The organism is Catenulispora rubra, assembly GCF_015356825.1.
Classification (GTDB): Bacteria; Actinomycetota; Actinomycetes; order Streptomycetales; family Catenulisporaceae; genus Catenulispora; species Catenulispora rubra.
Map to the genome: position 1 here is coordinate 17,061 of NZ_JAACYW010000077.1, position 24,239 is coordinate 41,299.

5 protein-coding genes are annotated in these 24,239 nt (G+C 74.1%); all 5 read right to left on the reverse strand.

The window, feature by feature from the left end; all coding sequences use genetic code 11:
* Positions 1 to 37: 37 nt before the first annotated feature.
* Positions 38 to 5,392 (reverse strand): type I polyketide synthase, encoded by a 5,355-nt coding sequence (locus tag GWK61_RS22045; protein ID WP_194910938.1) that lies wholly within the window; start codon positions 5,390 to 5,392, stop codon positions 38 to 40.
* Entirely contained in the window at positions 5,389 to 10,992 is a 5,604-nt protein-coding gene (locus GWK61_RS22050; RefSeq protein ID WP_323747692.1) for an SDR family NAD(P)-dependent oxidoreductase, read from the reverse strand. Before GWK61_RS22050 ends, GWK61_RS22045 begins: the two co-directional genes overlap by 4 nt.
* 50 nt (positions 10,993 to 11,042) lie before the next feature.
* Positions 11,043 to 14,669 (reverse strand): type I polyketide synthase, encoded by a 3,627-nt coding sequence (locus tag GWK61_RS22055; protein ID WP_194910940.1) that lies wholly within the window; start codon positions 14,667 to 14,669, stop codon positions 11,043 to 11,045.
* Positions 14,666 to 21,253 (reverse strand): type I polyketide synthase, encoded by a 6,588-nt coding sequence (locus GWK61_RS22060; protein ID WP_438939778.1) that lies wholly within the window; start codon positions 21,251 to 21,253, stop codon positions 14,666 to 14,668. The genes GWK61_RS22055 and GWK61_RS22060 overlap by 4 nt, the downstream gene beginning before the upstream one ends.
* An 85-nt stretch (positions 21,254 to 21,338) precedes the next feature.
* Positions 21,339 to 24,239, reverse strand: a 2,901-nt coding sequence (locus GWK61_RS22065; protein ID WP_194910942.1) for an SDR family NAD(P)-dependent oxidoreductase, incomplete at its 5' end; no start/stop codon positions are given.

Below are 24,239 nucleotides of genomic sequence, written 5' to 3' on the forward strand. Positions count from 1 at the left end.
TTGGGTTCCCGGGTCGGTGATGGTGGGCGTGCGCGCCTCAGCCGCCGGCGTCCAGACGCTTGAGCAGTTCCTCGGCGAGCATCGCGATGGTGGGGAACTCGAAGGCGAAGCCGGCCGGCAGCCGCAGCCCGGTCAGCCCGGCCAGCCGGTTGCGCAGCTCGACCGAGGTGAGCGAGTCGAAGCCGGCGTCGAACAGGACGGTCTGCGGCCCGAAGTCGTCGACCGAGGCGAATCCCAGGACCGCCGCGGCCTCCCGCCGGACCAGGTCCAGCACGATGTCGCCGCGCTGTTCGGCGGTCGCCGCGGCCAGGTCGGCGGCCAGCCGGTTGGCCCCGGCCGCGGTGCCCTCGCCGACCGCCGGGCGGCCCATCCGCAGCAGGCCCCGCAGCAGCGGCGGGACGTGGTCGGCGCCGGTCCGGGCGCGCATGGTGGCGAAGTCGAACTTCGCCGGGGCCAGGACGGCGTCCGGCGCGCGCAGCGCGGCGTCGAACAGCTCCATGCCCTCGGACTCGGTGAAGGCCAGGATGCCGACGCTGTCGATGCGCCGCAGGTCGATCTCGTCGAGGTGCTCGACGATCTCCGAGGTCTGACCCCACCAGCCCCAGGCCAGGGAGGTGGCGGGCAGGCCGTGGGCCTGCCGGTACCGGGCCAGCGCGTCGAGGTAGGCGTTCGCGGCCGCGTAGTTGCCCTGGCCGGGGTTGCCGAGGGTGCCGGCCGCCGAGGAGAACATCACGAACGCGGCGAGGTCGAGGTCCGCGGTCAGCTCGTGGAGGTGGATCGCGCCGTCGGCCTTGGGGCGGAAGACGGTGTCGACGCGCTCGGGGGTGAGCGCGGTGAGGACGCCGTCGTCCAGCACGCCGGCGGTGTGGATCACCGCGGTCAGCGGCGCGTCGGCCGGCACCGAGGCCACGAGTCCGGCGACGGCCGCGCGGTCGGCGACGTCGCAGGCGGCGATCCGCACTCGGGCGCCGAGCCCGGTGAGCTCTTCGGCGATCGCAGCGGCCTGCGGTGCGTCCGGCCCGCGGCGGCCGGCCAGCAGCAGAGAGCTGATGCCGTGCTCGCGCACCAGGTGGCGGGCCACCATCCGGCCCAGGGCGCCGGTGCCGCCGGTGATCAGCACGGTCCCGGCCGGGTCCAGCTTCGCGCCGTGGCCGCGCGGCGGCGGGGTCCGGGCCAGCCGGGGCACGTGGACCGTCCCGCCGCGCAGGGCCGCCTGGGCGTCCCCGGAGGCCAGGACGTCCGGCAGGACGAGGGCGGACTCCTCGGTGTCGTCGGTGTCGATCACCACGACCCGGCCCGGGTTCTCCGCCTGCGCCGAGCGCAACAGACCCCAGCACGCGGCCGCCGGCAGGTCCGCGATCTCGTCCTGGTCGGTCGCCGCGACCGCCAGGTGGGTGATCGCGAGCAACTTCGTGTCCTGCAACGTCGGGTCGGCCAGCCAGGCCTGGAGGATCTCCAGCACCTGTCCGACGACCTCCCGCGCCTCGTCGGCGTCCGGGCGGTCGCCGCCGGCGACGTCCAGCAGCAGGTAGTCCGCGTCGGTGCCGCCCAGCGCCACGACCTCGGCGGCGGTGCCGACGGAGACGGCGCTCAGCCGCGCGCCGCGGGCCTTGACGGTGGTCGTCGGCCAGTCCACCCGGAACAGCTGCTCGGCGGCCGCGCCGAGGCCGGCCCGCAGGGCCTCGGGCGCCACCGGCCGGGCGACCAGCGCCTCGACCGAGGCGACCGGCGTGCCCACCGAGTCGGCCAGTTGCAGGGCGATGGTGTCGGTGCCGATCGGCACCAGGCGTATCCGCACACTGTCCGCGCCGGCGGCGAACAACCGCACATCGCTCCAGGCGAACGGCAGCGCCAGCTCCTTCGCGGGGTCGCCGGGGCGGAAGGCTCCGGCGTGCAGGCAGGCGTCGAGCAGCGCCGGGTGCAGCCCGTATCCGGCCGCCTTGCCGGCCGCCTCGGGCAGCGCGACCTCGGCGAAGACCTCGTCGCCGCGGCGCCAGGCGGCCCGCAGTCCGCGGAAGGCCGGACCGTAGCCGTAGCCGCCGCCGGCCAGCGCGGTGTACGCGACGTCGGAGGCGTCCTCGATCGGCTCGGCGCCGCGCGGCGGCCACTGGGTCAGGTCGAAGTCCGCGGTGCCGTGCTCGGGGGCCAGCCGCCCGGAGGCGTGGCGCGTCCAGGCCGACGCCGGGCCCGCGTCCTCCGGCCGGGAGTGGACGGCGAACAGACGGTGTCCGTCCGCGCCGGCCTCGGCCACTTCCAGCCGCAGCTGCACACCGCCGCGCGCCGGCAGCGCCAGCGGCGCCTCGACGAGCAGCTCGGCCAGCAGTTCGCAGCCCACTTCGTCACCGGCCCGCAGTGCGAGCTCGACGAACGCCGCCCCGGGCAGCAGCACCGCGCCGGCCGCGGCGTGGTCCCGCAGCCAGGGCTGGGTCGACAGCGAGACACGCGAGGAGAACAGGACCGATCCGGAGCCGGGGATCTCGGTCATCGTGCCCAGGATCGGGTGCGCGACCGGGGCGAGCCCCAGGCTGGTGGCGTCGGCGAAGCCCGCGCTGGTGTCCAGCCAGTAGCGCCGGCGCTGGAAGGCGTAGGTCGGCAGGTCGATCGGCTGGTGGATCGGCTGGTCGATCTGGTCGATCGGCTGGTGCCGGTCGGCGTCCGCGGGCCGGCTGAGAACGTCGCCGGCCAGGACCGCGTCCCAGTCCACGCGCACTCCGCGCACGTGGAGCGCGGCGAGCGCGTCCAGGAACCGCCGCGGTCCGCTCTCCTCCCTGCGCAGCGTGCCGGTCACCACGACCGGATCCGGGTGGTCCTCCAGCGCCCCCTCGATGCCGGGCAGCAGCACCGGATGCGGGCTGACTTCGACGAACGCCGCGTGTCCGTCGGCGGCCAGGTCCCGGACCACCGGGTCGAACAGCACCGTCTGGCGCAGATTGCGGTACCAGTACCCGGCGTCGAGCTCGGTGCCGTCGAGCCGGCCGCCGGTGACCGTCGAGTGGAACGCGATGGCGGCGGGGCGCGGGATGATGCCGTCCAGCGCCCGGTTCAGCTCCTGTTCGACGGCTGCGACGTGCCAGGAGTGCGAGCCGTAGTCGACCCCGAGCTCGCCGGCCCGGATTCCGGCCCGCTTGCCCGCCGCGACCAGTTCCAGCACGGCTTCGGGGTCGCCGGACACCACGGTGGCGGCCGGGCCGTTCACCGCGGCCAGGTCGAGCCGGCCCGGCAGATCGGCGAGCAGTTCGGCGACCCGGTCCGCGTCGGCGGTCACCGTGGCCATCGCGCCGTGCCCGGACAGGCGTTCGCGGATGGCGCGGCTGCGCAGCACGACGACGGTGGCCGCGTCCTGCAGCGACAGCGCGCCGGCGACGCAGGCGGCGGCCAGCTCGCCCTGGGAGTGGCCGACGACCGCGTCCGGGACCACGCCGGCGCGCTGCCACAGCGCGGCCAGGGACACCATGACGGCGAACGACGTCGGCTGCAGGACGTCCACGTTCTCCAGCCCGGGCGCCCCGGCGGCGCGGCGCACGACCTCGAGCACCGACCATCCGGTCAGCGGGTCCAGGGCCCGCGCGCACTCGGCCATCCGCGCGGCGAAGACCGGCGAGGCTTCCAGGAGGTCGGCCGCCATACCGGCCCACTGGGTGCCGTGTCCGGGGAAGACGAAGACCGTGCGGCCGCGAACCGGCGGGACCGAGCCGGGCGTCCACTCCCGGCTTCCCAGAGCCTGTAGTCCGGCCGCCGCCTCGTCACGGTCCGCGGCGACGACGACCGCGCGTTCGGGCAGCGTGCCCCGATCCCGCACCAGGGCGGAGGCGACCGCTCCCAGCGGTGTCTCAGGGTGCTGGTTCAGGAAGGCCGCCAGCGCGTCGGCCTGGCCCTGGAGTCCCCTGCGGCCTCGTCCCGAAAGCAACAGCGGTACCGGGACCGGGACCGAGACGCGCGCCGACGAGGCGGAGGCCGGGGAGCCCTGCTCCGGTGGCGTCGCGGGCATGTACTCAGGGGCCTGTTCCAGGATCACGTGTGCGTTCGTGCCGCTGACTCCGAACCCTGAGACGGCGGCTCGGCGCGCCCGGTCGACCTCCGGCCAGGGCCGGGCCTCGGTCAGCAGCTCCACCGCGCCGGACTCCCAGTCCACCTGCGGTGTCGGCTCGTCCACGTGCAGCGTCTTGGGCAGCACCCCGTGCCGGATGGCCATGACCATCTTGATCAGCCCGGCCACACCCGCCGCGGCCTGCGTGTGGCCCAGATTGGACTTCACCGACCCCAACCACAGCGGCTCGGCGCCGTCGCGGTCCTGGCCGTAGGTCGCCAGCAGCGCCTGCGCCTCGATGGGGTCGCCCAGCATCGTGCCGGTGCCGTGCGCCTCGACGGCGTCCACGTCGACCGCGCCCAGACCGGCGTTCGCCAGCGCGGCCCGGATCACCCGCTGCTGCGAGGGACCGCTGGGAGCGGTGAGGCCGTTCGACGCGCCGTCCTGATTCACCGCCGAACCGCGGACCAGGCCCCAGATGCGGCGTCCATTGCGCACCGCGTCCGACAACCGCTCCAACAATAGGACGCCGGCGCCCTCCGACCAGCCGGTGCCGTCCGCCGACGACGAGAACGACTTGCACCGGCCGTCCAGCGCCAGCCCCCGCTGCCGCGAGAACCACACGAACGCCGCGGACTTCGCCATCACCGTCACACCGCCGGCCAAGGCCAGCGTGCACTCGCCGGAACGCAGCGACTGCGCGGCCAGGTGGACCGCGACCAGCGACGACGAACAGGCCGTGTCCAGCGTCACCGCCGGACCTTCCAGCCCCAGGAAGTAGGCGACCCGGCCGGAGACGATGCTGCCCGCGCCGCCGGTCATCAGGTGGCCTTCGACGCTGTCGTGGTCGGACGCCTGGCCGTCCATGTAGCCGACGGCATAGTCCTGATACATGTTGCCTGCGAAGACGCCGACCGATTCGCCGCGCAGGGTGGCCGGGTCGATGCCCGCGCGTTCCAGCGCCTCCCAGGACACCTCCAGCATCAGGCGCTGCTGCGGATCCATCGCCAACGCCTCACGCGGCGAGACACCGAAGAAGCCTGCGTCGAACAGGTCCGCGTCGTGCAGGAACCCGCCCTCGCGGACGTAACTGGTCCCGGGATGCTCCGGATCGGGATGGTAGAGGTTTTCCACGTCCCAGCCGCGGTTCACCGGGAACTCCGTGATCCCGTCGCTGCCGGAGGCGACCAGATCCCACAGCCCCTCGGGGGTGGTCACCCCGCCGGGGAACCGGCACGCCACCCCGACGATCGCGACAGGTTCGGTCCACCGCCTGCGGATGCCGCGGTTCTCCTGCTCCAGCCGCTCGTTCTCGATGAGCGACGCGCGCAAAGCCTCGACGACCCTGCTTTCCGAACTGGTCATGCCTGGCTCCTCGTCCCGGTCTCCGGTTGCGTGCCGACCTGTCTCATCGCTCGTGCGACGAGATCGTCGACGTCCATTTCCGCGATCAGCGCCGCCTTGTCGGCGTCGGCTTCGGCGTCGCCCGCCGCGCCCCCGCCCGGCGGCGTTCCCCGGTCGGGCAGCAGGCCGAGCAGCCGGTCCAGGACGCCGAGGTCGGCCAGCCGCGCCATCGGCGTCGTGGCCAACACCCTGCGAAGTTCCTCCTCGCGGTCCTGGAAACCGGCCGCGGGGGTGGGGAACAGTTCGGCCAGCAGCAGCCGGGCCAGCGCCGCGGGGGTGGGGTGGTCGAAGATGGCGGTGACCGGCAGCCGCAGCCCGGTCAGCGCCGACAGCCGGTTGCGGAGCTCGACCGAGGTCAGCGAGTCGAATCCGGCTTCGCTCAGCGCCAGGTCCGGGTCCACTCGGGCCGCGGTGGGGTGGCCGAGGACGCCCGCGGTCTCGGCGCGCACCACGTCGAGCAGCAGTTCCAGCCGTTCGCCCGGCGCGCGGGCGGAGAGCCGGCCGCGCAGGTCAGGGCCGGCCTTGCGGGCCGCGCGGCGCGGCACCCGGACCAGACCGCGCAGCAGCGGAGGCAGCGCGTCCGGTGTCTCCGCGATACTCGCCAGGGCGGCGAGGTCCAGCTTCACGGGGATCAGGACGGGATCCGGCGCGCGCAGCCCCAGATCGAACAGCTCCAGGCCCTCCGCGGCGGTCACCGGGCTGCCGCCGCCGCGCCCGGCCCGGCGCAGGTCGGCCTCGGTGAGGTGGGCCGTCATGCCGCCGGGCTCGGCCCAGCCGCCCCAGGCCAGCGAGGTGGCCGGCGACCCGGCGCGGCGGCGGCGGGCGGCCAGTGCGTCCAGGACGGCGTTGGCCGCCGAGTAGTTGGCCTGCCCGGCGTTGCCCAGCGTGCCGGCCGCCGAGGAGAACAGGACGAAGGCTGCCAGGTCCAGGCCGAGGGTCACCTCGTCCAGGGCCAGCGCCGCGTCGGCCTTGGCGTGCAGGACGGTGCGCAGGCGGTCGGGGGTCAGGGCGGTGACGACGCCGTCGTCGATGACGCCCGCGGTGTGGACGACCGCGGTCAGCGGGGCATCGGCGGGCACCGACGCGAGCAGGTCTGCCAGCGCCGCGCGGTCGGCGGCGTCGCCGGCCACGACGCGGACCCGGGCGCCGAGGCCGGTCAGCTCCGCCGCCAGGGCGTGGGCCCCCGGCGCCTGCGGGCCGCGGCGGCTGAGCAGGATCAGGGAGCGGATCGCGTGCCGCTCGACGAGGTGGCGGGCGACGAGGCGGCCCAGGGCGCCGGTACCGCCGGTGATCAGGACCGTGCCGGCGGGGTCGAGGGGGCGGGGATCAGCGGGCTTGGCAGGCCCAGCGGTGCGGGCTTCGGAGATTCCGGCTGGCAGAGCCCGTACGAGCCGGGGCACCAGCACCTCGCCGTCCCGAAGCTCCACCTGCGTCTCGCCCGAGGCCGCCACCGCTGCGAGCAGTCCGCGGGCCGCAGCAGGATCGTCGGCGGCGACCAGGACGAAGCGGCCCGGGTGTTCCACCTGCGCCGTGCGCACCAGACCCCACACGGCGGCGGCTCCCAGCTCCGTCGTCGGCGGGGTGAGCACGACCAGCTGCCGGTCCGGCGGCTCGACGCGGGCGAGCCAGTCCTGCACCAGTTCCAGAGCACGGTCCGCGAGCGTGTGGAAGTCCTCTTCCACTCTCCCTTCCACGGCCGTGAGGTCCGCGACGTCCGGGACCGGCAAGGTGCCGGGGACCGCGGACGGCACGGAGAACGGCGTCCATTCGAGGCCGAACAGCGCGTCCCGGGTCCAGCTCTCGTCCTCGTGCCCGTCCTCGCGCCCGGCCCACACACCGGGGTCCACCGGACGGGCCACGACCGAGCCGATGGCGGCCACCGGCGCCCCGGCGGTGTCGGCCAGCCGGACGGCCACCGTGTCAGGGCCCTGCGGTGTCAGCCGCACGCGGAGCTCGCGCGCGCCGGTCGCGTACACCCGCACGTCGTTCCAGGCGAAGGGCAGGACCAGACGCGGCCCGGTGTGGTCCCGGCGGAAGACCCCGGCGTGGAAGCAGGCGTCCAGCAGCGCGGGATGCACCACGAACCCGTCGCCGGATCCGGCCGCGTCGGGGAGTTCGACCTCGGCGAAGATCTCCTCGCCGCGGGTCCAGACCGCACGCAGCCCGCGGAAGGCCGGGCCGTAGCCGTACCCGGCGTCGGCGAGGTCGCCGTACGCGACCTCGGCCGCCTCGGGCACCGCGACCGCGTCGACGGGCGGCCAGACCGTGAGGTCGAAGTCCGGCACCCCGGGATCCACGGCGAGGTGGCCGGAGGCGTGGCGGGTCCACGGCGCGCCGAGGTCCAGGTCGCCGTCCCGGGAGTGGACGGCGACCGGCCGGCGGCCGGCCGGGTCCGGCGCCCCGACCACGACGGCCAGGTGGACGCTCCCCCGCCGGGGCACGACGAGCGGCTTCTCGATGAGCAGCTCGCCGAGTTCCGGGCTGCCGGTCACGGCTCCCGCGTGGGCGGCCAGCTCCACGAAGACGGTCCCCGGCAGCAGGACGGCGCCGCCGGCGGCGTGGTCGGCGAGCCAGGGGTGGGTCGCCAGGGACAGGCTCGCGCTGAAGACGGTGCGGTCGGATCCGGGGTCCTCGATCAGGGCGCCCAGCAGCGGATGGCCCACCCCGGCCAGGCCGAGGGCGCGGGGGTCGGCGGAGCTACGGGGAGCGGGGAGCCAGTAGGGCTGGTGTTGGAAGGCGTAGGTGGGGAGATCGATGGCGCCGGCGGCCGGGCCGGCGGAGTCGGTGGCCAGCAGGGCGAGCCAGTCCACTGCGACGCCCCGCACATGCAGCGCACCGAGCGCGGTCAGCATCGTGACGAGGTCGTCCTGACCGGACCGCAACGACGGCACGAAGGCCCCCGGCGGCACCGGCAAACCGTCCAGGCAGTCCTCACCCATCGCTGCCAGAACCATTTCCGGACCCAGCTCAAGGAACGTCGACACGCCTGCGCCGGCCAGAGCACGGACCGCATCGGCGAACAACACCGGCTGGCGCACGTGGCGCACCCAGTACTCCGGATCGCAGACCAGAGCTGGCTCGGCGATCTCGCCGGTCACCGCCGAGACCAGGCCGATCTGCGGCCGGTGATATTCCAAGCGGCGCGCGACCGCCTCGAACTCGGCCAGCATCGGCTCCATCAGGGCCGAGTGGAACGCGTGCGAGACGATCAAGGGCCGCGTCTTCACTCCGCGTTCGGCCAGCACCGCGGCCACGGACGACACCGGCTCCCGCAGCCCGGACAGCACCACCGAGGCCGGGCCGTTGACCGCGGCCACGTCCACACCGGGAACGAGCAACGGCGACACCGGATCAAAGCCGGCGGCCACCGACACCATCACCCCGCCCGGAGGCAGCGCCTGCATCAGCCGACCACGCGCCGCCACAAGCGCCGCAGCATCCTGTAGAGACAGCACGCCGGCGATGTGGGCAGCGGTCAGCTCACCCAGAGAATGGCCGCCGACGAACTCCGGCCGCACACCCCATCCCTCAACCAGACGGAACAGCGCCACCTCGACCGCGAACAGCGCTGCCTGGGCAAACACCGTCTGGTTCAAGACCTCAGGATCCGTGCCGAATACGGCCTCTGCGACCGGTCGATCCACATGACCGACGAGCTCCGCGTCCAGCGCCGCACACACCGCATCGAACGATTCGCGGAACATCGCAAACCGCTCATACAAGCCCCGCGCCATCCCCAGACGTTGACTCCCCTGACCGGAGAACAACACCGCCGACCTGCCGCCGTCGATGGCGCGGCCGGTGATCGCTCCGGACCGCGACTCACCGCGAGCCAACGCCGCCAACACGGCCGTCGCGTCGTCGCGGTCTGCGGCCAGCACGACCGCACGGTCGGGCAGCGCACCCCGATCGCGTATCAACGCCGAAGCGATCTGCGCCAACGGAAGCTCGGTGTGCTCGGCCATAAACGCCGCCAGCACCTCCGCCTGTCCTGCCAAACCAGCCCGGCCTCGCCCCGACACCAGCACCGGCACCGGCACCGAGACCGAGACCGAGACCGGCAGACCAGCAGGCACCGGCTCGCGTGCAGACACCGGCAGACCAGCAGGCGCCAGCTCCGGCGCTGGCGCTGGCGTTGGCTCCGGCTCCGGCTCGCGCGCAGGCACCGAATCAGGAGCCTGCTCCAATATCACGTGCGCGTTCGTCCCACTGGCTCCGAACCCTGATACCCCGGCCCGCCGCGGACGGTCCGCCTCCGGCCACGGCCGCGCCTGGGTCAGCAGCTCCACCGCCCCGGACGCCCAGTCCACCTGCGGCGTCGGCTCGTCCACGTGCAGCGTCCTGGGGAGCACGCCATGCCGGAGGGCCATGACCATCTTGATCACCCCGGCGACCCCCGCCGCGGCCTGTGCGTGCCCGAGGTTCGACTTCACCGACCCGAGCCACAACGGCTCGGCGTCACCGCGCTTACGTCCGTACGTCGCCAACAACGCCTGCGCCTCGATCGGATCGCCCAACCTGGTGCCGGTCCCGTGCGCGTCGACCGCGTCGACGTCCGCCGGGTCCAGGCCCGCGTCAGCCAACGCCGCGCGGATCACGCGCTGTTGGGAGGGGCCGCTCGGTGCGGTGAGGCCGTTGGACGCGCCGTCCTGGTTGATCGCCGAACCACGGACCACGGCCCAGATGCGGCGTCCGTTGCGGACCGCGTCCGACAACCGTTCCAGGACCAGCACGCCGGCGCCCTCGGACCAGCCGGTACCGTCGGCCGACGCCGCGAACGACTTGCACCGGCCGTCGGCGGCGAGGCCGCGCTGGCGGGAGAAGCCGACGAAGGCGTCCGCCGTGGCCATCACCGTCACGCCGCCGGCCAGCGCCAGGCTGGATTCCCCGGACCGCAGCGAGCGGACCGCCAGATGCAGCGCGACCAGGGACGACGAGCACGTCGTGTCGACCGAGATCGCCGGTCCCTCCAGGCCCAGCACGTAGGCGACGCGCCCGGACAGGACGCCGCCGAGGCCGCCGGTCATCAGGTAGCTGTCGACGCCCTCGGGGATGGTGTCGATGTCGGTGCGGTAGTCGGTGCCGACGGCGCCGGTGAAGACGCCGACCGGCTCCCCGCGCAGCACGGCCGGGTCGATGCCCGCGCGCTCCAGCGCCTCCCAGGACACCTCCAGCATCACCCGCTGCTGCGGATCCATCGCCAGCGCCTCGCGCGGGGAGATGCCGAAGAACCCCGCGTCGAAGCCCGCCACGTCGGCGAGGAACCCGCCCTGGCGCAGGTAGCTCGTGCCGGAGCGGCCCGGGTCGTCGTCGAACAGGGAGTCCAGGTCCCAGCCGCGGTCGCGCGGGAACTCGCCGATGACGTCGATCCCGCCGGCGACCACGTCCCACAGCTCCTCCGGGGACCGCGCGCCGCCCGGGAAGCGGCAGGCCACGCCGACGATCGCGACCGGCTCGGCCGCGGCCTCGGTCAGCTCGGCGAGCCGGCGGCGGGTCTGGTGCAGATCCGCCGTCACCCGCTTGAGATACCTGACGAGCTTGCCCTCGCTTTCGCTTTCCACCTTGCTCTTCTCCATCCGGGCGGAACTGGGGCAGGGGTCCGGGGCGGCGGCTAGGCCTGCCCGAATTCGGCGTCGATGAACGCGAACACGTCGTCCACCGAGGCGGCTTCGAGCTGGGTCGCGACGTCTGCGCCGACGTCTACGTCACTGTCAGCGTCGGTATCGGTGCCGGTTTCGGTGCCGGTTTCGGTGCCGGTCGCGGTAGCCGCTTCCAGGCCGGCCGCCAGCGCGCGCAGCCGGGTCACGAGCGGTGTGTGGTCGGTGGACGCACCGGCCAGGGCGACGACGGATTCCTCGAACCGCTGGAGCTCGGTGAGCAGCGGGTCCTCGGCCCCGTCGGCGGCGAGGAGTTCCTCGCGGAGGTGTTCCATGAGCGCCGACGGCGTGGGGTGGTCGTAGATCAGGGTGCTGGGAAGCGGCAGGCCGCACAGAGCCGACAGCCGGTTGCGCAGCTGCACCGCGCCGAGCGAGGTGAACCCGGCCTCGCTGAAGGCGCGGCTCGGCGGCAGTTCCTCGACGGACTCGTAGCCCAGGACGGCCGCGGCCGAGGTCCGGACCAGGGTCAGCAGGCCGTGGTCGCGTTCGGCCGGCGGCAGGGCGAACAGGCGGCGGGCCGGTGCCGGTCCACCGTCGCCTTCGTCGGTGGCGAACGGATCAGCACCCTGATCAGTACCCTGACTCGGCACGGTGCCGCCGCTCGCGCCCCAAGCCTGGCCGAGCCAGTACCGCCGACGCTGGAAGGCGTAGGTGGGCAGCTCGACCGCCGGGCCGGTCCGCCGGCCGAGCACCGCGGTCCAGTCGACGCCGACCCCGGACACGTGCAGCGCGGCGAGCGCCTGCAGGAAGCAGCGGGGCCCGTCCTCGTCGCGGCGCAGCGTGCCGGCGACGACCCGCGAGACCGACGGCGTGGCCAGGTGCTCCAGCGTCTGCTCGATCGCGGGGACCAGGACCGGATGGGTGCTGATCTCCACGAAGACCGCGTGGCCGGCCGCCGCCAGAGCCCGGATCGCCGGGTCGAACCGGACGGTGCCGCGGACGTTGCGGTACCAGTAGCCCGCGTCGAGTCCGGCCGTGTCGAACTCCTCGCCGGTGACGGTCGAGGAGAACGGGATCTCGCCGGTGCGCGGCTTCAGCCCGGCGAGCGAGGCGCGCAGTTCGCCCTCCACGGCCTCCATCTGCACGGAGTGGCCGGCGGCGGTGTTCAGCGGCAGGGCGCGAGCCCGGATCCCGGCGGCCTGGCACGCGGCGATCAGCTCCTCGACCGCCTCGGGCTCGCCGCTGACGACGGTCGAAGCCGGGCCGTTCAAGGCCGCGACGTCGAGCCGGCCGGGCCAGCGCGCGATCAGCTCCGCGGTGTCGGCGGCGCTGTGCAGCAGGGAGGCCATCGCCCCCTTGCCGGGCATGCCGGCGATGGCGCGGCTGCGCATCACCACGAGCGTGGCGGCGTCCTGCAGCGTCAGCCCGCCGGACACGCACGCCGCCGCGATCTCGCCCTGGGAATGGCCGACGACCGCGTCCGGGACGACGCCGGCGGCCTGCCACACCGCGGCCAGGGAGACCATGACGGCGAAGGAGACCGGCTGGACGACGTCGATGGGGTCCAGCGACGGAGCGCCCGGGGCCTGCCGCAGCACGTTTACCAGCGACCAACCGGTCAGCGGGTCCAGCGCCTGCGCACACTCCTCGATGCGAGCAGCGAACACCGGCGCCGCCTCCAGCAGATCAGCCGCCATCCCGGCCCACTGCGCGCCCTGACCCGGGAAGACGAACACCGTCCGACCCTTGGCCGGGCTGCCGGAGGCGGTGACCACCGCCGGCGATTCCTCGCCCGCGCCGAGCGCCGCGAGCCCGGCCAGAGCCTGCTCGCGGTCTGCGGCCAGGACGACGGCGCGCTCGGGCAGCAGGCTCCTGGAGCGGACGAGGTCGCGGGCCACATCTGCCGGCGCGACGCCGGGCTCGCCGGTGAGGAACGCATGGAGCCGGTCGGCCTGGGCGGCCAGCGCGGCGGACGAGCCGCGGGCCGAGAGGAGGAGTGGCACCACTGGTGTGGCCAGCAGTGCAGGGGGCACAGTAGGCACGGCGGACCCGGCAAGCGCGGCGAGTGCAGTGGCAGCGGCAGCGGCAGACGCGGCCAGCGCAGTAGGCGCGGCGAGCCCAGCAGAGGCGGAAGACCCGGCGAGCGCGGCAAGGGCAGTGGGTGTGGTAGGTGCGGCAGGCGCGGTGGCAGGGCCCGGATCCTGCTCCAGCTCTGGCTCCGGCTCCGACTCCGGCGCCTGCTCGACAATGACATGAGCGTTGGTCCCACTCACTCCGAACCCGGAGACCGCCGCCCTGCGCGAACGCCCCACCGCGGGCCAGGGCCGGGCCTCGGTCAGCACCTCCACCTGCCCGTCGGCCCAGTCCACATACGGCGTCGGCTCGTCCACGTGCAGGGTCCGCGGCAGGACCCCGTGCCGCATCGCCATCAGTGTCTTGATGACGCCGGCCACCCCGGCGGCGGCCTGGGCGTGACCGATGTTCGACTTCAGCGATCCCAGCCCCACCGGGCGCCCGGCCGGCCGGCCCTTGCCGTAGGTGGCCAGCACGGCCTGCGCCTCGATCGGGTCGCCGAGCGCGGTCCCGGTGCCGTGCGCCTCGACCAGGTCCACGTCGGCCGCGCCGAGGCCGGCGTCGGCCAGTGCGGCGCGGATCACCCGCTGCTGGGCCAGTCCGTTGGGTGCGGTCAGGCCGTTGGACGCGCCGTCGGAGTTCACCGCCGAGCCGCGGACCAGGCCCAGGATCCGGCGGCCGTTGCGGACCGCGTCCGAGAGCCGCTCCAGCACCAGCACCCCGGCGCCTTCGGCCAGTCCGGTGCCGTCGGCGGCGCCGGCGAACGCCTTGCACCGGGCGTCCGGGGACAGGGCCCGCTGCCGCGCGGATCCGACGAGGGTGAACGGCGTGGCCATCACCGTGACTCCGGCGGCCAGCGCCAGCGCGGACTCGCCGGAGCGCAGGGACCGGACGGCCAGGTGGATCGCCACCAGGGACGACGAGCACGCGGTGTCCAGGGTGACCGAGGGCCCCTCCAGCCCGAGGAAGTACGACAGGCGCCCCGACAGCACACTGAGCGAGACCCCGGTCATCAGGTGCCCCTCCAGACCCTCGGGCAGCTGCTCCGGATCGGCGTGGTAGTCGGCGCCGGCCGTGCCGGCGAACACCCCGACGTCGGCGCCGCGCAGCGTGGCCGGGTCGATCCCGGCCCGCTCCAGCGCCTCCCAGCCGGTCTCCAGCAGCAGCCGCTGCTGCGGGTCCATCGCCAGCGCCTCCAACGGCGGGATCCCGAAGAACCCGGCGTCGAAGGAGGCTGCGTCGTGCAGGAACCCGCCCTCCCGCGCGTAGCTGGTCCCCGGGTGGTCGGGGTCCGGGTCGTGGAGCGCGTCGAGGTCCCAGCCGCGGTCGTCGGGGAAGTCCGAGATCGCGTCGGTCTCGTCGGCGACGAGCCGCCACAGGTCCTCCGGCGTGGCCACGCCCCCGGGCAGCCGGCAGGCCATCCCGACGATCGCGACCGGCTCCCGGCCGGATTCCTCCAGCTCCCGGACCCGGTCCTTCAACCTGCGCGCGTCGGCGAGCACGCGCTTGAGGTACTCCCGGAGCTGCTCCTCGTTCGTCACTTCCCCTGCCCTCCCGGATGCGCTCATGCCGACCTGAACTCGCTGTCGATGAGCTCGAACATCTCCTGGTCGGTCGCCACGTCCAGATCGATCTCCGCCGGCCCGGCCCCGGTGGCCTGCCGCCAACGCACGGCCAGCGCCTCCAGGCGGGCCAGGACCCGGCGGCGGGCCGGATCGCCCGCGTCGAGCCCGTCGAAGGCGGCGTCCAGATCGTCCAGGTCGCCGATCAGCCGCCCGGCGTCGTCGGCCGGCAGCCCGAGCTCGGCGTCCAGGTACGCAGCCAGCCGCAGCGGCGTGGGCTGGTCGAAGACGAGCGTGGCCGGCAGCCGCAGCCCGGTCAGCGCGCCGAGCCGGTTGCGCAGCTCCACCGAGGTCAGGGAGTCGAACCCGATCTCGCTCAGGGCCCGGTCGGGTTCGGCCCGGTCCTCGGGCGGCAGGACGAGGATGGCGGCGATCTCGTGCTGGAGGAGTTCCAGCAGCGCCAGTCCGCGCTGCGCCCGGGACAGCCGCGCCAGCCGCTTCACCAGCGTGTCCGGATCCTGGTCGGCGCCCTTGGCCGAGCGCCGTCCGGCGACCAGCCGGCGCAGCACCGCGGGCACCGGCCGGCCGCCGGCCTGGGCGGCCCGCATCGCGCCGAGGTCCAGCTTCACCGGCACGAGCACGGACTCCGCCGCCCCGAGCGCGGCGTCGAACAGCGCCAGCCCCTCCGTGACCGACAGTGCGGCCATGCCGCCGCGGGCGATCCGGTGCTGGTCGGCCTGGCTCATGCCCCCGGTCATGGCAGTGGCCTGCGCCCACAGTCCCCAGGCCAGCGAGATCGCGGGCAGGCCGCGGGCGTGCCGGTGTCGGGCCAGCGCGTCCACGAAGGCGTTGGCCGCGGCGTAGCCGCCCTGACCCGGCGACTCGAAGACGCCCGAGGCTGACGAGAAGAGCACGAACGCCGCCAGATCGAGCTCCCGGGTCAGCTCGTGCAGATTCAGCGCCGCGTCGGCCTTGGGCCGGAACACCGCGTCCAGCCGCTCCGGGACGAGCGCCGAGATCGTGTCGTCGGCCAGCACCCCCGCGGCGTGGACGACGCCGGTGAGCGGCGCGTCCGGCGGGATCGCCGCGAGCAGTCCGGCCAGCGCCGTCCGGTCGGCGACATCGCAGGCCACCAGGTCGACCCGGGCGCCGAGCGCGGTGAGCTCCGCCACGGTCCGCGCGACGTCCTCCGAGTCCGGCCCGCGCCGACCGGCGAGGATCAGGGTGCGTACTCCGTGCCGCTCGACGAGGCGGCGCGCGACCATGCGGCCGAGCGTGCCCGTGCCACCGGTCACCAGCACCGTGCCGTCCGGGTCCAGGGCTCGGGGCAGGACGAACACGTTCTTGCCGATGTGCCTGCCCTGACTCATGTGACGGAAGGCGGCCGGTGCGTGGCGCACGTCCCAGACCGTCACCGGCGGCACGTGCAGCACGCCCTGCTCGAAGAGCTCGACCAGCTCGGTCAGCATCTGCCGGATGCGATCGCCGTCGACCTGCGCGAGCACGAACGCCTGGTAGCCGACACCTGGATACGCCTCAGCGATCTGCGCGGCGTCACGGACATCGGTACGGCCCAACTCCACGAACCGGCCGCCGCGCGGCAACAACCCCAAGGACTCGTTCACGAAGTCCCCGGCCAGCGAGTTCAGCACGACGTCGACACCGTCGCCGCCGGTGGCGGCACGGAACTGCTCCGCAAAGCCGAGCGTGCGGGAGTTCGCTATGTGGTCGGCGGGGACGCCGGATCGGCCCACCGTGTCCCGCTTGCCGGGGCTCGCCGTGGCGAACACCTCGGCCCCCCAATGCCGGGCGAGCTGGACTGCGGCCATGCCGACGCCCCCGGCTGCGGCGTGGATCAGGACCCGATCCCCCGCCTGCAACCCGGCCAGATCACGCAGCGCGTGGTAGGCGGTGAGGAACACGGTCGGGACCGAAGCAGCTTGCTGATATGTCCACCCGGCGGGCAGGCGCGCGACCATCCGGTGATCGGCGACCGCTATCGGCCCGGCGGCACCCGGGAAGATCCCGAAGACCCGATCCCCCGCCGACAGACCACTGACATCCGCGCCGACCTCGGTCACGACGCCGGCGCCCTCGGTCCCCAGCTCCGCGTCAGGGTCCGGATACAGCCCCAGCCCGATCATCACGTCGCGGAAGTTCAGGCCGGCGGCACGCACCGCGATGCGTACCTGCCCCGGTGCCAGCTCAGCCTCTGCCTCCGGCGCCGGAACCACAGTCAAAGCGGTAAGCGTCCCATCCGTACCGGCCGCCAATCGCCACGCGGCGCCGTCGGCGGGGAGCGGCAGCCGCGCCGAGTCGGCCCGCACCAGACGCCGGACGAAGCACGCCCCTTCGCGCAACGCCACCTGCGGCTCATCCAACGCGCACGCGGCCGCCAGCAAAGCCTTCGAGCCAGAGGCCTGGTCCACGTCGACCAGCACGATCCGGCCCGGATGCTCCGCCTGCGCCGACCGCAGCAGGCCGCAGACCGCCGAGCCGGCCGCGTCGAGCAGGTCGGCGTCACGCTCCACGGCCACCGCCGACCGCGTCACCACGGCTAGCCGCGACTCGGACAAGGACGGCTCCGCCAGCCACGCCTGGACCACGTCCAGAACGCGACTGACCACCGCCCGCAGCCCCGCAGCGTCGGCCAGGACGTCATCGCCGGCGGGAACATCCAGCCGCAGCAGAGCGGCGCCGCTGTCGGCCAGCGCCTGGACGTCCGCTGCCGAGCCGACGACCGGGATGTCAGGCTCCTGATCGTCGTGCGGCCGCACCGGCAGCCGGTCCCAGACCACGGTGAACATCTGGTCCCGGGCGCTGTCCTGGCCGCCGTCTCTAGCCGTGGCCACGGCTGCGGTGTCCAGCGGCCGGGCGACAAGCGCGCCGATCGACGCGACCGGTGCGCCGGTGGCGTCCGCGAGGTGCAGCGCGACGGTGTCCGGTCCAGCGGGGACTACGTGTACCCGCAGCGCGGTGGCGCCGGCGGCGTGCACCCGCACGTCGTTCCACGCGAAGGGCAGCACGACGCGGTGCTCGTCGGCGTCGCGCAGCAGGCCGGTGTGCAGGCAGGCGTCCAGGAGCGCGGGGTGCAGCACGTAGCCGTCGGCCGATCCCGCCGCCGACGGCAGGGCCACTTCGGCGAAGACCTCGTCGCCGCGTGTCCACATCGCGCACAGCCCGCGGAACGCCGGCCCGTAGCCGTATCCGGTGCCGTTCAGCCCTTCGTAGACCGTGGAGGCGGCGTCTTCGACCGCCACGGCTCCCGGCGGCGGCCACCGGGTCAGGCCTTGGTCGGCGTGGTCGGCGTGGTCGGCGTGGTCGGCGTGGTCGTTATGGTCCGCGTGGTTGGCTGCGGCGGTGTCCGGCACCAGCCGTCCGGTGGCGTGCCGGGTCCAGGGCGCACCGGGTCCGGTGTCCTCGCGCCGCGCATGGATCAGGAGCGTCCGGCCGCCGTCCTCGTCGGCCTCCCCCGCCTCGGCGCGCAGCTGGACGCCGCCGGCCTCGGGCATCGCCAGCGGGGCCTCGATCACCAGCTCGGCCAGCCGCGCGCAGCCCACCTCGTCCCCGACCCGCACAGCGAGCTCGACGAAGGCCGTGCCCGGGACCAGGACCACGCCGCCCACCACGTGGTCGGCGAGCCAGGGCTGGCCGTGCGCCGACAGCCGCGCCGTGAACAGGACGCCTGTGGATCCGGGGACCTCCACGACCGCCCCGAGCAGCGGATGGCCCGCGGCGGCCAGTCCCAGACCGGCCGGGTCGCCCGCGCCGCGAGACTTCTCCAGCCAGTAGCGGGTGCGCTGGAACGCATAGGTCGGCAGGTCCACCGGTCGGGCCGCGGCGCCGCCGACGACCGCCTTCCAATCGACGGGCACGCCGCGAACGTGCACCGTGGCGAGGGCTTCCAGGAACCGGCGCGGACCGTTCTCGTCGCGGCGCAGCGTGCCGGTGACGACCGTCGGAGCGGCCGCGTCCTCCAGCGTCTGTTCAATCGCCGGCACCAGCACGGGATGCGGGCTGATCTCGACGAAGACGCGGTGGCCGGAGTCGGCGAGCGCCCGGATCACCGGCTCGAAACGCACCGTCCGGCGCAGATTCCGATACCAGTACCCGCCGTCGAGCCCTGCGGTGTCCAGCAGCTCGCCGGTGACCGTCGAGATGAAGGGCGTCGTCCCGGTCCGGGGCGAGATGCCCGCCAGCACCTGGCGAAGCTCGGCCTCGATTTCTCCGACGTGCGCGGAATGCGAGGCGTAGTCCACGGGGATCTCCCGCGCGCGGATCCCGGATTCCTCGCAGGCGGCCATGAGTTCGTGCACTGCGTCGGGGTCCCCCGCCGCCACGGTCGCCGCGGGGCCGTTCACGGCCGCCAGGTCAAGGCGTCCCGGGTGTCGGCCGACCAGCTCGGCGACGCGCTCGGCGGAGGCCGCGACGGACACCATCGCGCCGCGGCCGGACAGGCGCGCGGCGATCACCCGGCTGCGCCGCACGACGACGGCGGCCGCATCCGGCAGCGTCAGCCCGCCGGCGACGCAGGCGGCGGCGATCTCGCCCTGCGAATGTCCCACGACCGCGTCCGGAATCACGCCGACCGCCTGCCAGACCGCCGCCAGGGAGACCATGACCGCGAACGAGACGGGCTGCACGACATCGACCGCGTCCAGCGACGGAGCGCCGGGGGCCTGCCGCAGCACGTCCACCAGCGACCAACCGGTCAACGGATCCAGCGCCTGCGCACACTCCTGGATGCGAGCGGCGAACACCGGCACGGCTTCCAGCAGATCAGCCGCCATCCCAGCCCACTGCGCGCCCTGACCCGGGAAGACGAACACCGTCCGGCCCTGCACAGCGCCGCCGGTCCCGGTCACGACCCCGGCGGCTGGTTCCTGGTCGGCCAGCGCGGCGAGTCCGGCCCGCGCCTCGTCCCGGTCGGCCGCGACCACCACGGCCGATTCGGGGAGCGTGCCGCGGGTCCGGACCAGCGCGGCGGCGACGGCGGGGAGATCGGCGCCGGGGTCGGTGGCAGCGCCTGGGTCATCGCCAATGCCGCCATCAGGGCCGTGCTCCAGAAACGAGCCCAACGCGCGCGCCTGACCCGCCAGTCCGGCCCGGCCCCGGGCCGAGAGCACCAACGGCACCATGCCCCGGAACACTCCGGGGCCCGCCGGCGCCCCGTTCCCGACCTGCGGCTCCCGGGCTTCGTCAGCGTCCTGCTCGGGCGCCTGCTCCAGGATCACGTGGGCGTTGGTGCCGCCGACCCCGAACCCCGACACCCCCGCCCGGCGCGGCCGGTCCAGCGCCGGCCAGGGCCGGACGCGCGTCAGCAACTCCACGGCGCCGGCCGTCCAGTCGACGTGGGCGCTGGGTTCCGCGACGTGCAGGGTCCGGGGCAGGACGCCGTGCCGCATCGCCATGACCATCTTGATCACCCCGGCCACCCCGGCGGCGGCCTGGGTGTGCCCGATGTTCGACTTCACCGACCCCAGCCACAACGGCTCGGCGCCGGGCCGGCGCTGCCCGTAGGTGGCCAGCAGCGCCTCGGCCTCGATCGGGTCGCCGAGCGAGGTCCCGGTGCCGTGCGCCTCGACGACGTCCACGTCGCCCGCCTCCAACCCCGCGCCGGCCAGCGCGGCCCGGATCACGCGCTGCTGCGACGGACCGTTCGGCGCCGTCAGGCCGTTCGACGCGCCGTCCTGGTTCACCGCCGAACCGCGGAGCAGACCCCAGATCCGGCGCTCGTTGCGCACTGCGTCGGACCACCGCTCCAACAGCAGGATCCCGGCGCCCTCGGCCCAGCTCGTGCCGTCGGCCGACGCCGCGAAAGCCTTGCACCGGCCGTCGCGGGCCAGACCGCGCTGGCGGGAGAAGTCGACGAAGACGTCGGAGGTGCTCATCACGCTGACGCCGCCGGCCAGCGCCAGCGTCGATTCCCCGCTGCGCAGGGACTGGGCCGCCAGGTGAAGGGTGACGAGCGAGGACGAGCAGGCGGTGTCGACCGTGACCGCCGGGCCTTCCAACCCCAAGAAGTACGACACCCGGCCGGACAGGACGCTGCCCGCACCACCGGTCATCACGTAGCCCTCGACGTCGTCCTGGTCAGATCCCTTGTCCTGCGAGCGGCCGACGGCGTAGTCGTGGTAGATATCCCCGGCGAAGACGCCGACCGATTCGCCGCGCAGGGTGGCCGGGTCGATGCCCGCGCGCTCCAACGCCTCCCAGGACACCTCCAACATCAGCCGCTGCTGCGGATCCATCGCCAACGCCTCACGCGGCGAGACACCGAAGAAGCCAGCGTCGAACAAGTCCGCGTCATGCAGGAACCCGCCCTCGCGGACGTAACTGGTCCCCGGGTGGTCAGGATCGGGGTGGTAAAGGTTCTCCAGATCCCAGCCACGGTTCACCGGGAACTCCGTGATCCCGTCGCCGCCGGAAGCGACCAGGTCCCACAGCTCCTCCGGCGAGGTGACACCGCCGGGGAACCGGCACGCCATCCCCACGATCGCGATCGGCTCGGAGCCCGCGGCGACGACGCGGTCGTACTCATCCTGGAGCCGGGCGTTCTCCTTGAGCGAAGCACGCAGGGCTGCGACCAGCTCCGCACTCTGGGCGTTCATGGTGTCCGGTTCCTCCCTCGGCTCGGCTTGCGGGTGGCTGGTCGGTGGCTGGTCCCCGGCCTCGTCACGATCGGCCTGCGGCGCCCAGCGCGCGCTGGACGAGGTCGTCGGCGCTCAGGGTGTCGATGAGATCCATCTGTTCGCGCGCCGACGACGCTCTGCCGGGTTCCGTCGCGGCCGCCGCGTCGGAGCCGCCGGATTCGGATCGGGCCAGTGCCAGCAGCACGTCGAGCACTCCGGCCTCGCGGAAGCGGGCCATGGGCAGGGATGTCAGAACACGTCGAAGCTCGCCTTCGCGCCGCGAGTCGGACTCGGCTTCCTGCTCCGGCTGCGTTCCACCCAGCTGTTCGCGCAGGTAGCCGGTCAGCGCGGCCGGCGTCGGATAGTTGAAGATCAGCGTGGCGGGCAACCGCAGCCCGGTGAGGGCGGACAGCCGGTTGCGGAGCTCCACGGAGGTGAGGGAGTCGAAGCCGAGCTCGCTCAGCGCCCGGTCCGGCTCGGCCTGGTCGTCCTCGCGGTAGCCGAGGATGGTGGTCACCTCGTGCCGGACGAGCCCGAGCAGGATCTGGTCGCGTTCGACTGCGTCGGCGCGGGCCAGGCGCTTGGCCAGGGCGTCGCCTCCGGTGCCCGCGTCATGCGCGGAACGCCGGCCGGCGGAGACCAGGCCGCGCAGCAGCGCCGGCACTGATCCCGGATCCCGCGCGCCCTGCAATCCGGCGAAGGCGGGCTTGAACAGGACCAGTGCGGGGTCGAGCGCTCCGAGCGCGGCATCGAACAGATCCATGCCCTCGGCGACCGACAGCGCAGCCATGCCGCCGCGCGCCATCCGCTTCTGGTCGGCCTCCGTGAGGTGTCCGCTCAGGCTTGTCGCCTGGGCCCACAGTCCCCAGCCGAGGGAGGTCGCGGGCAGGCCGCGGGCGCGGCGGTTCCGGGCCAGGGCGTCCAGGAAGGCGTTGGCCGCGGCGTAGTTGCCCTGGCCTGGCGATTCGAAGGTGCCGGCGGCCGAGGAGAACAGGACGAACGCGGCCAGATCAAGGTCCTGAGTCAGCTCCTGAAGGTTGAGCGCCGCGTCCACCTTCGGCCGGAACACCGCGTCCAGCCGCCCGGCGTCCAGGGCTGTGATCACGCCGTCGTCGAGCACGCCGGCGGTGTGGACGACCGCGGTCAGCGGTGCGTCGGCCGGCACGGTCGCGAACAGTTCGCGGACCGCGGCGCGGTCGGCGAGGTCGCAGGCCACGGTATGCGCTCGCGCGCCGAGTTCGGCCAGCTCCGCCTCGAACTCGGACGCACCGGGAGCGCTCGGGCCGTTGCGACTGGCCAGAATCAGGGTGCGTACACCGTGCCGCTCGACGAGGCGGCGCGCGACCATGCGGCCGAGCGTGCCGGTGCCGCCGGTGACCAGTGCTGTGCCGCCGGGGTCCAGGGTGCGGGGCAGGACGAACACGTTCTTGCCGATGTGCCTGCCCTGACTCATCGAGCGGAAGGCGGCCGGCGCGCGGCGCACGTCCCAGACCGTCACCGGCGACAGCTGGAGCGCGCCCTGCTCGAAGAGCTCGATCAGCTCGGTCAGCATCTCCTGGACGCGGCCGTTGTCGACCTGCGCGAGCACGAACGCGTCGTAGGCGACGCCCGGATGCTCCGCGGCGATCTGCGCGGCGTCGCGGACGTCGGTACGGCCCAGCTCCACGAACCGGCCGCCGCGCGGCAGCAGCCGGAGGGAGGCGTCGATGAAGTCGCCGGCCAGCGCGTTCAGGACGACGTCCACACCCTCGCCGCCGGTCGCCGTGCGGAACTGGTCCTCGAAGTCCAGGGTGCGCGAGTGGGCCATGCGATCGCCCGGGACGCCGAGTTCACCGACGCTGTCCCACTTGCCGGGGCTCGCCGTGGCGAACACCTCGGCTCCCCGATGCCGGGCGAGCTGGACGGCGGCCATGCCGACGCCGCCGGCCGCCGCGTGGACCAGGATCCGTTCGCCGGCTTGCAACCCGGCGACATCGTGCACGGCGTGGTAGGCGGTGAGGAAGACGGTCGGGACGGAGGCGGCTTCCTCGAACGTCCAGGTGCCGGGCATGCGCGCGACCAGGCGGCGATCCGCCACCGCGACCGGCCCGGCGGCCCCGGGGAAGATCCCGAAGACCCGGTCGCCGACCTTCAGACCACTGATATCCGCGCCGATCTCCGTGACGACGCCGGCGCCCTCGGTGCCGAGTTCGGCATCAGGGTCCGGATACATACCGAGCCCGATCATCACGTCGCGGAAGTTCAGACCCGCGGCACGCACCGCGATCCGAATCTGCCCGGCCGCCAGTTCGGCCTCGGCCTCCGGTGCCGAGCGGAACTCCAAGCCCGCCAGCGTTCGTTCGGCGCCGGCGGCCAATCGCCACGCCGAGGCCTGTGCCGGAGGCACCAGCGTCGCGGCCGAACCGGCCCGAACCAGGCGGCGGACGAAGCACACTCCGTCGCGCAGGGCGACGTGCGGCTCGTCCAGCGCGCAGGCCGCCGCGACCAACGCTTGCGAAGCAGGGGACTGATCCGTATCCACGAGCACGATCCGGCCCGGATGCTCCGCCTGCGCCGACCGCAGCAGGCCGCACACCGCCGAGCCGGCCGCGTCCAACGGTTCGGCGTCCTGCTCGACGGCCGCGGCGAACCTCGTCACCACGAGCAGGCGCGACTCGGACCAGGACGGCTCGGCCAACCACGCCTGGACCACGTCCAGAACGCGGCCGACCGAGGCCCGCACGCGCGCCGCGTCGGCGATGCCCTGGACCGCGCCGCCCGCGATGGTTTCCGGGTCGTCGGCGAGGTCTAGCAGGAGCAGGCCGTCGTAGCCTGCGGGAACTGTGTGGACGTCCTCGGCCGTCGTGACCCGGACGGCGTCTGGTGTCGGCGCGCCGGGCTCCAGTGCCAGCGGCTCCCAGTCCACTCGGAAGGTCTGGTCGCCGGTGGTCACGGCGGTGGTGGC

What these genes read in the sequence shown, in the direction of transcription:
- GWK61_RS22055 (WP_194910940.1), bottom strand. Translation starts at nt 14,669, where the DNA reads ATGAGCGCATCCGGGAGGGCAGGGGAAGTGACGAACGAGGAGCAGCTC.
- GWK61_RS22045 (WP_194910938.1), bottom strand. Translation starts at nt 5,392, where the DNA reads ATGACCAGTTCGGAAAGCAGGGTCGTCGAGGCTTTGCGCGCGTCGCTC.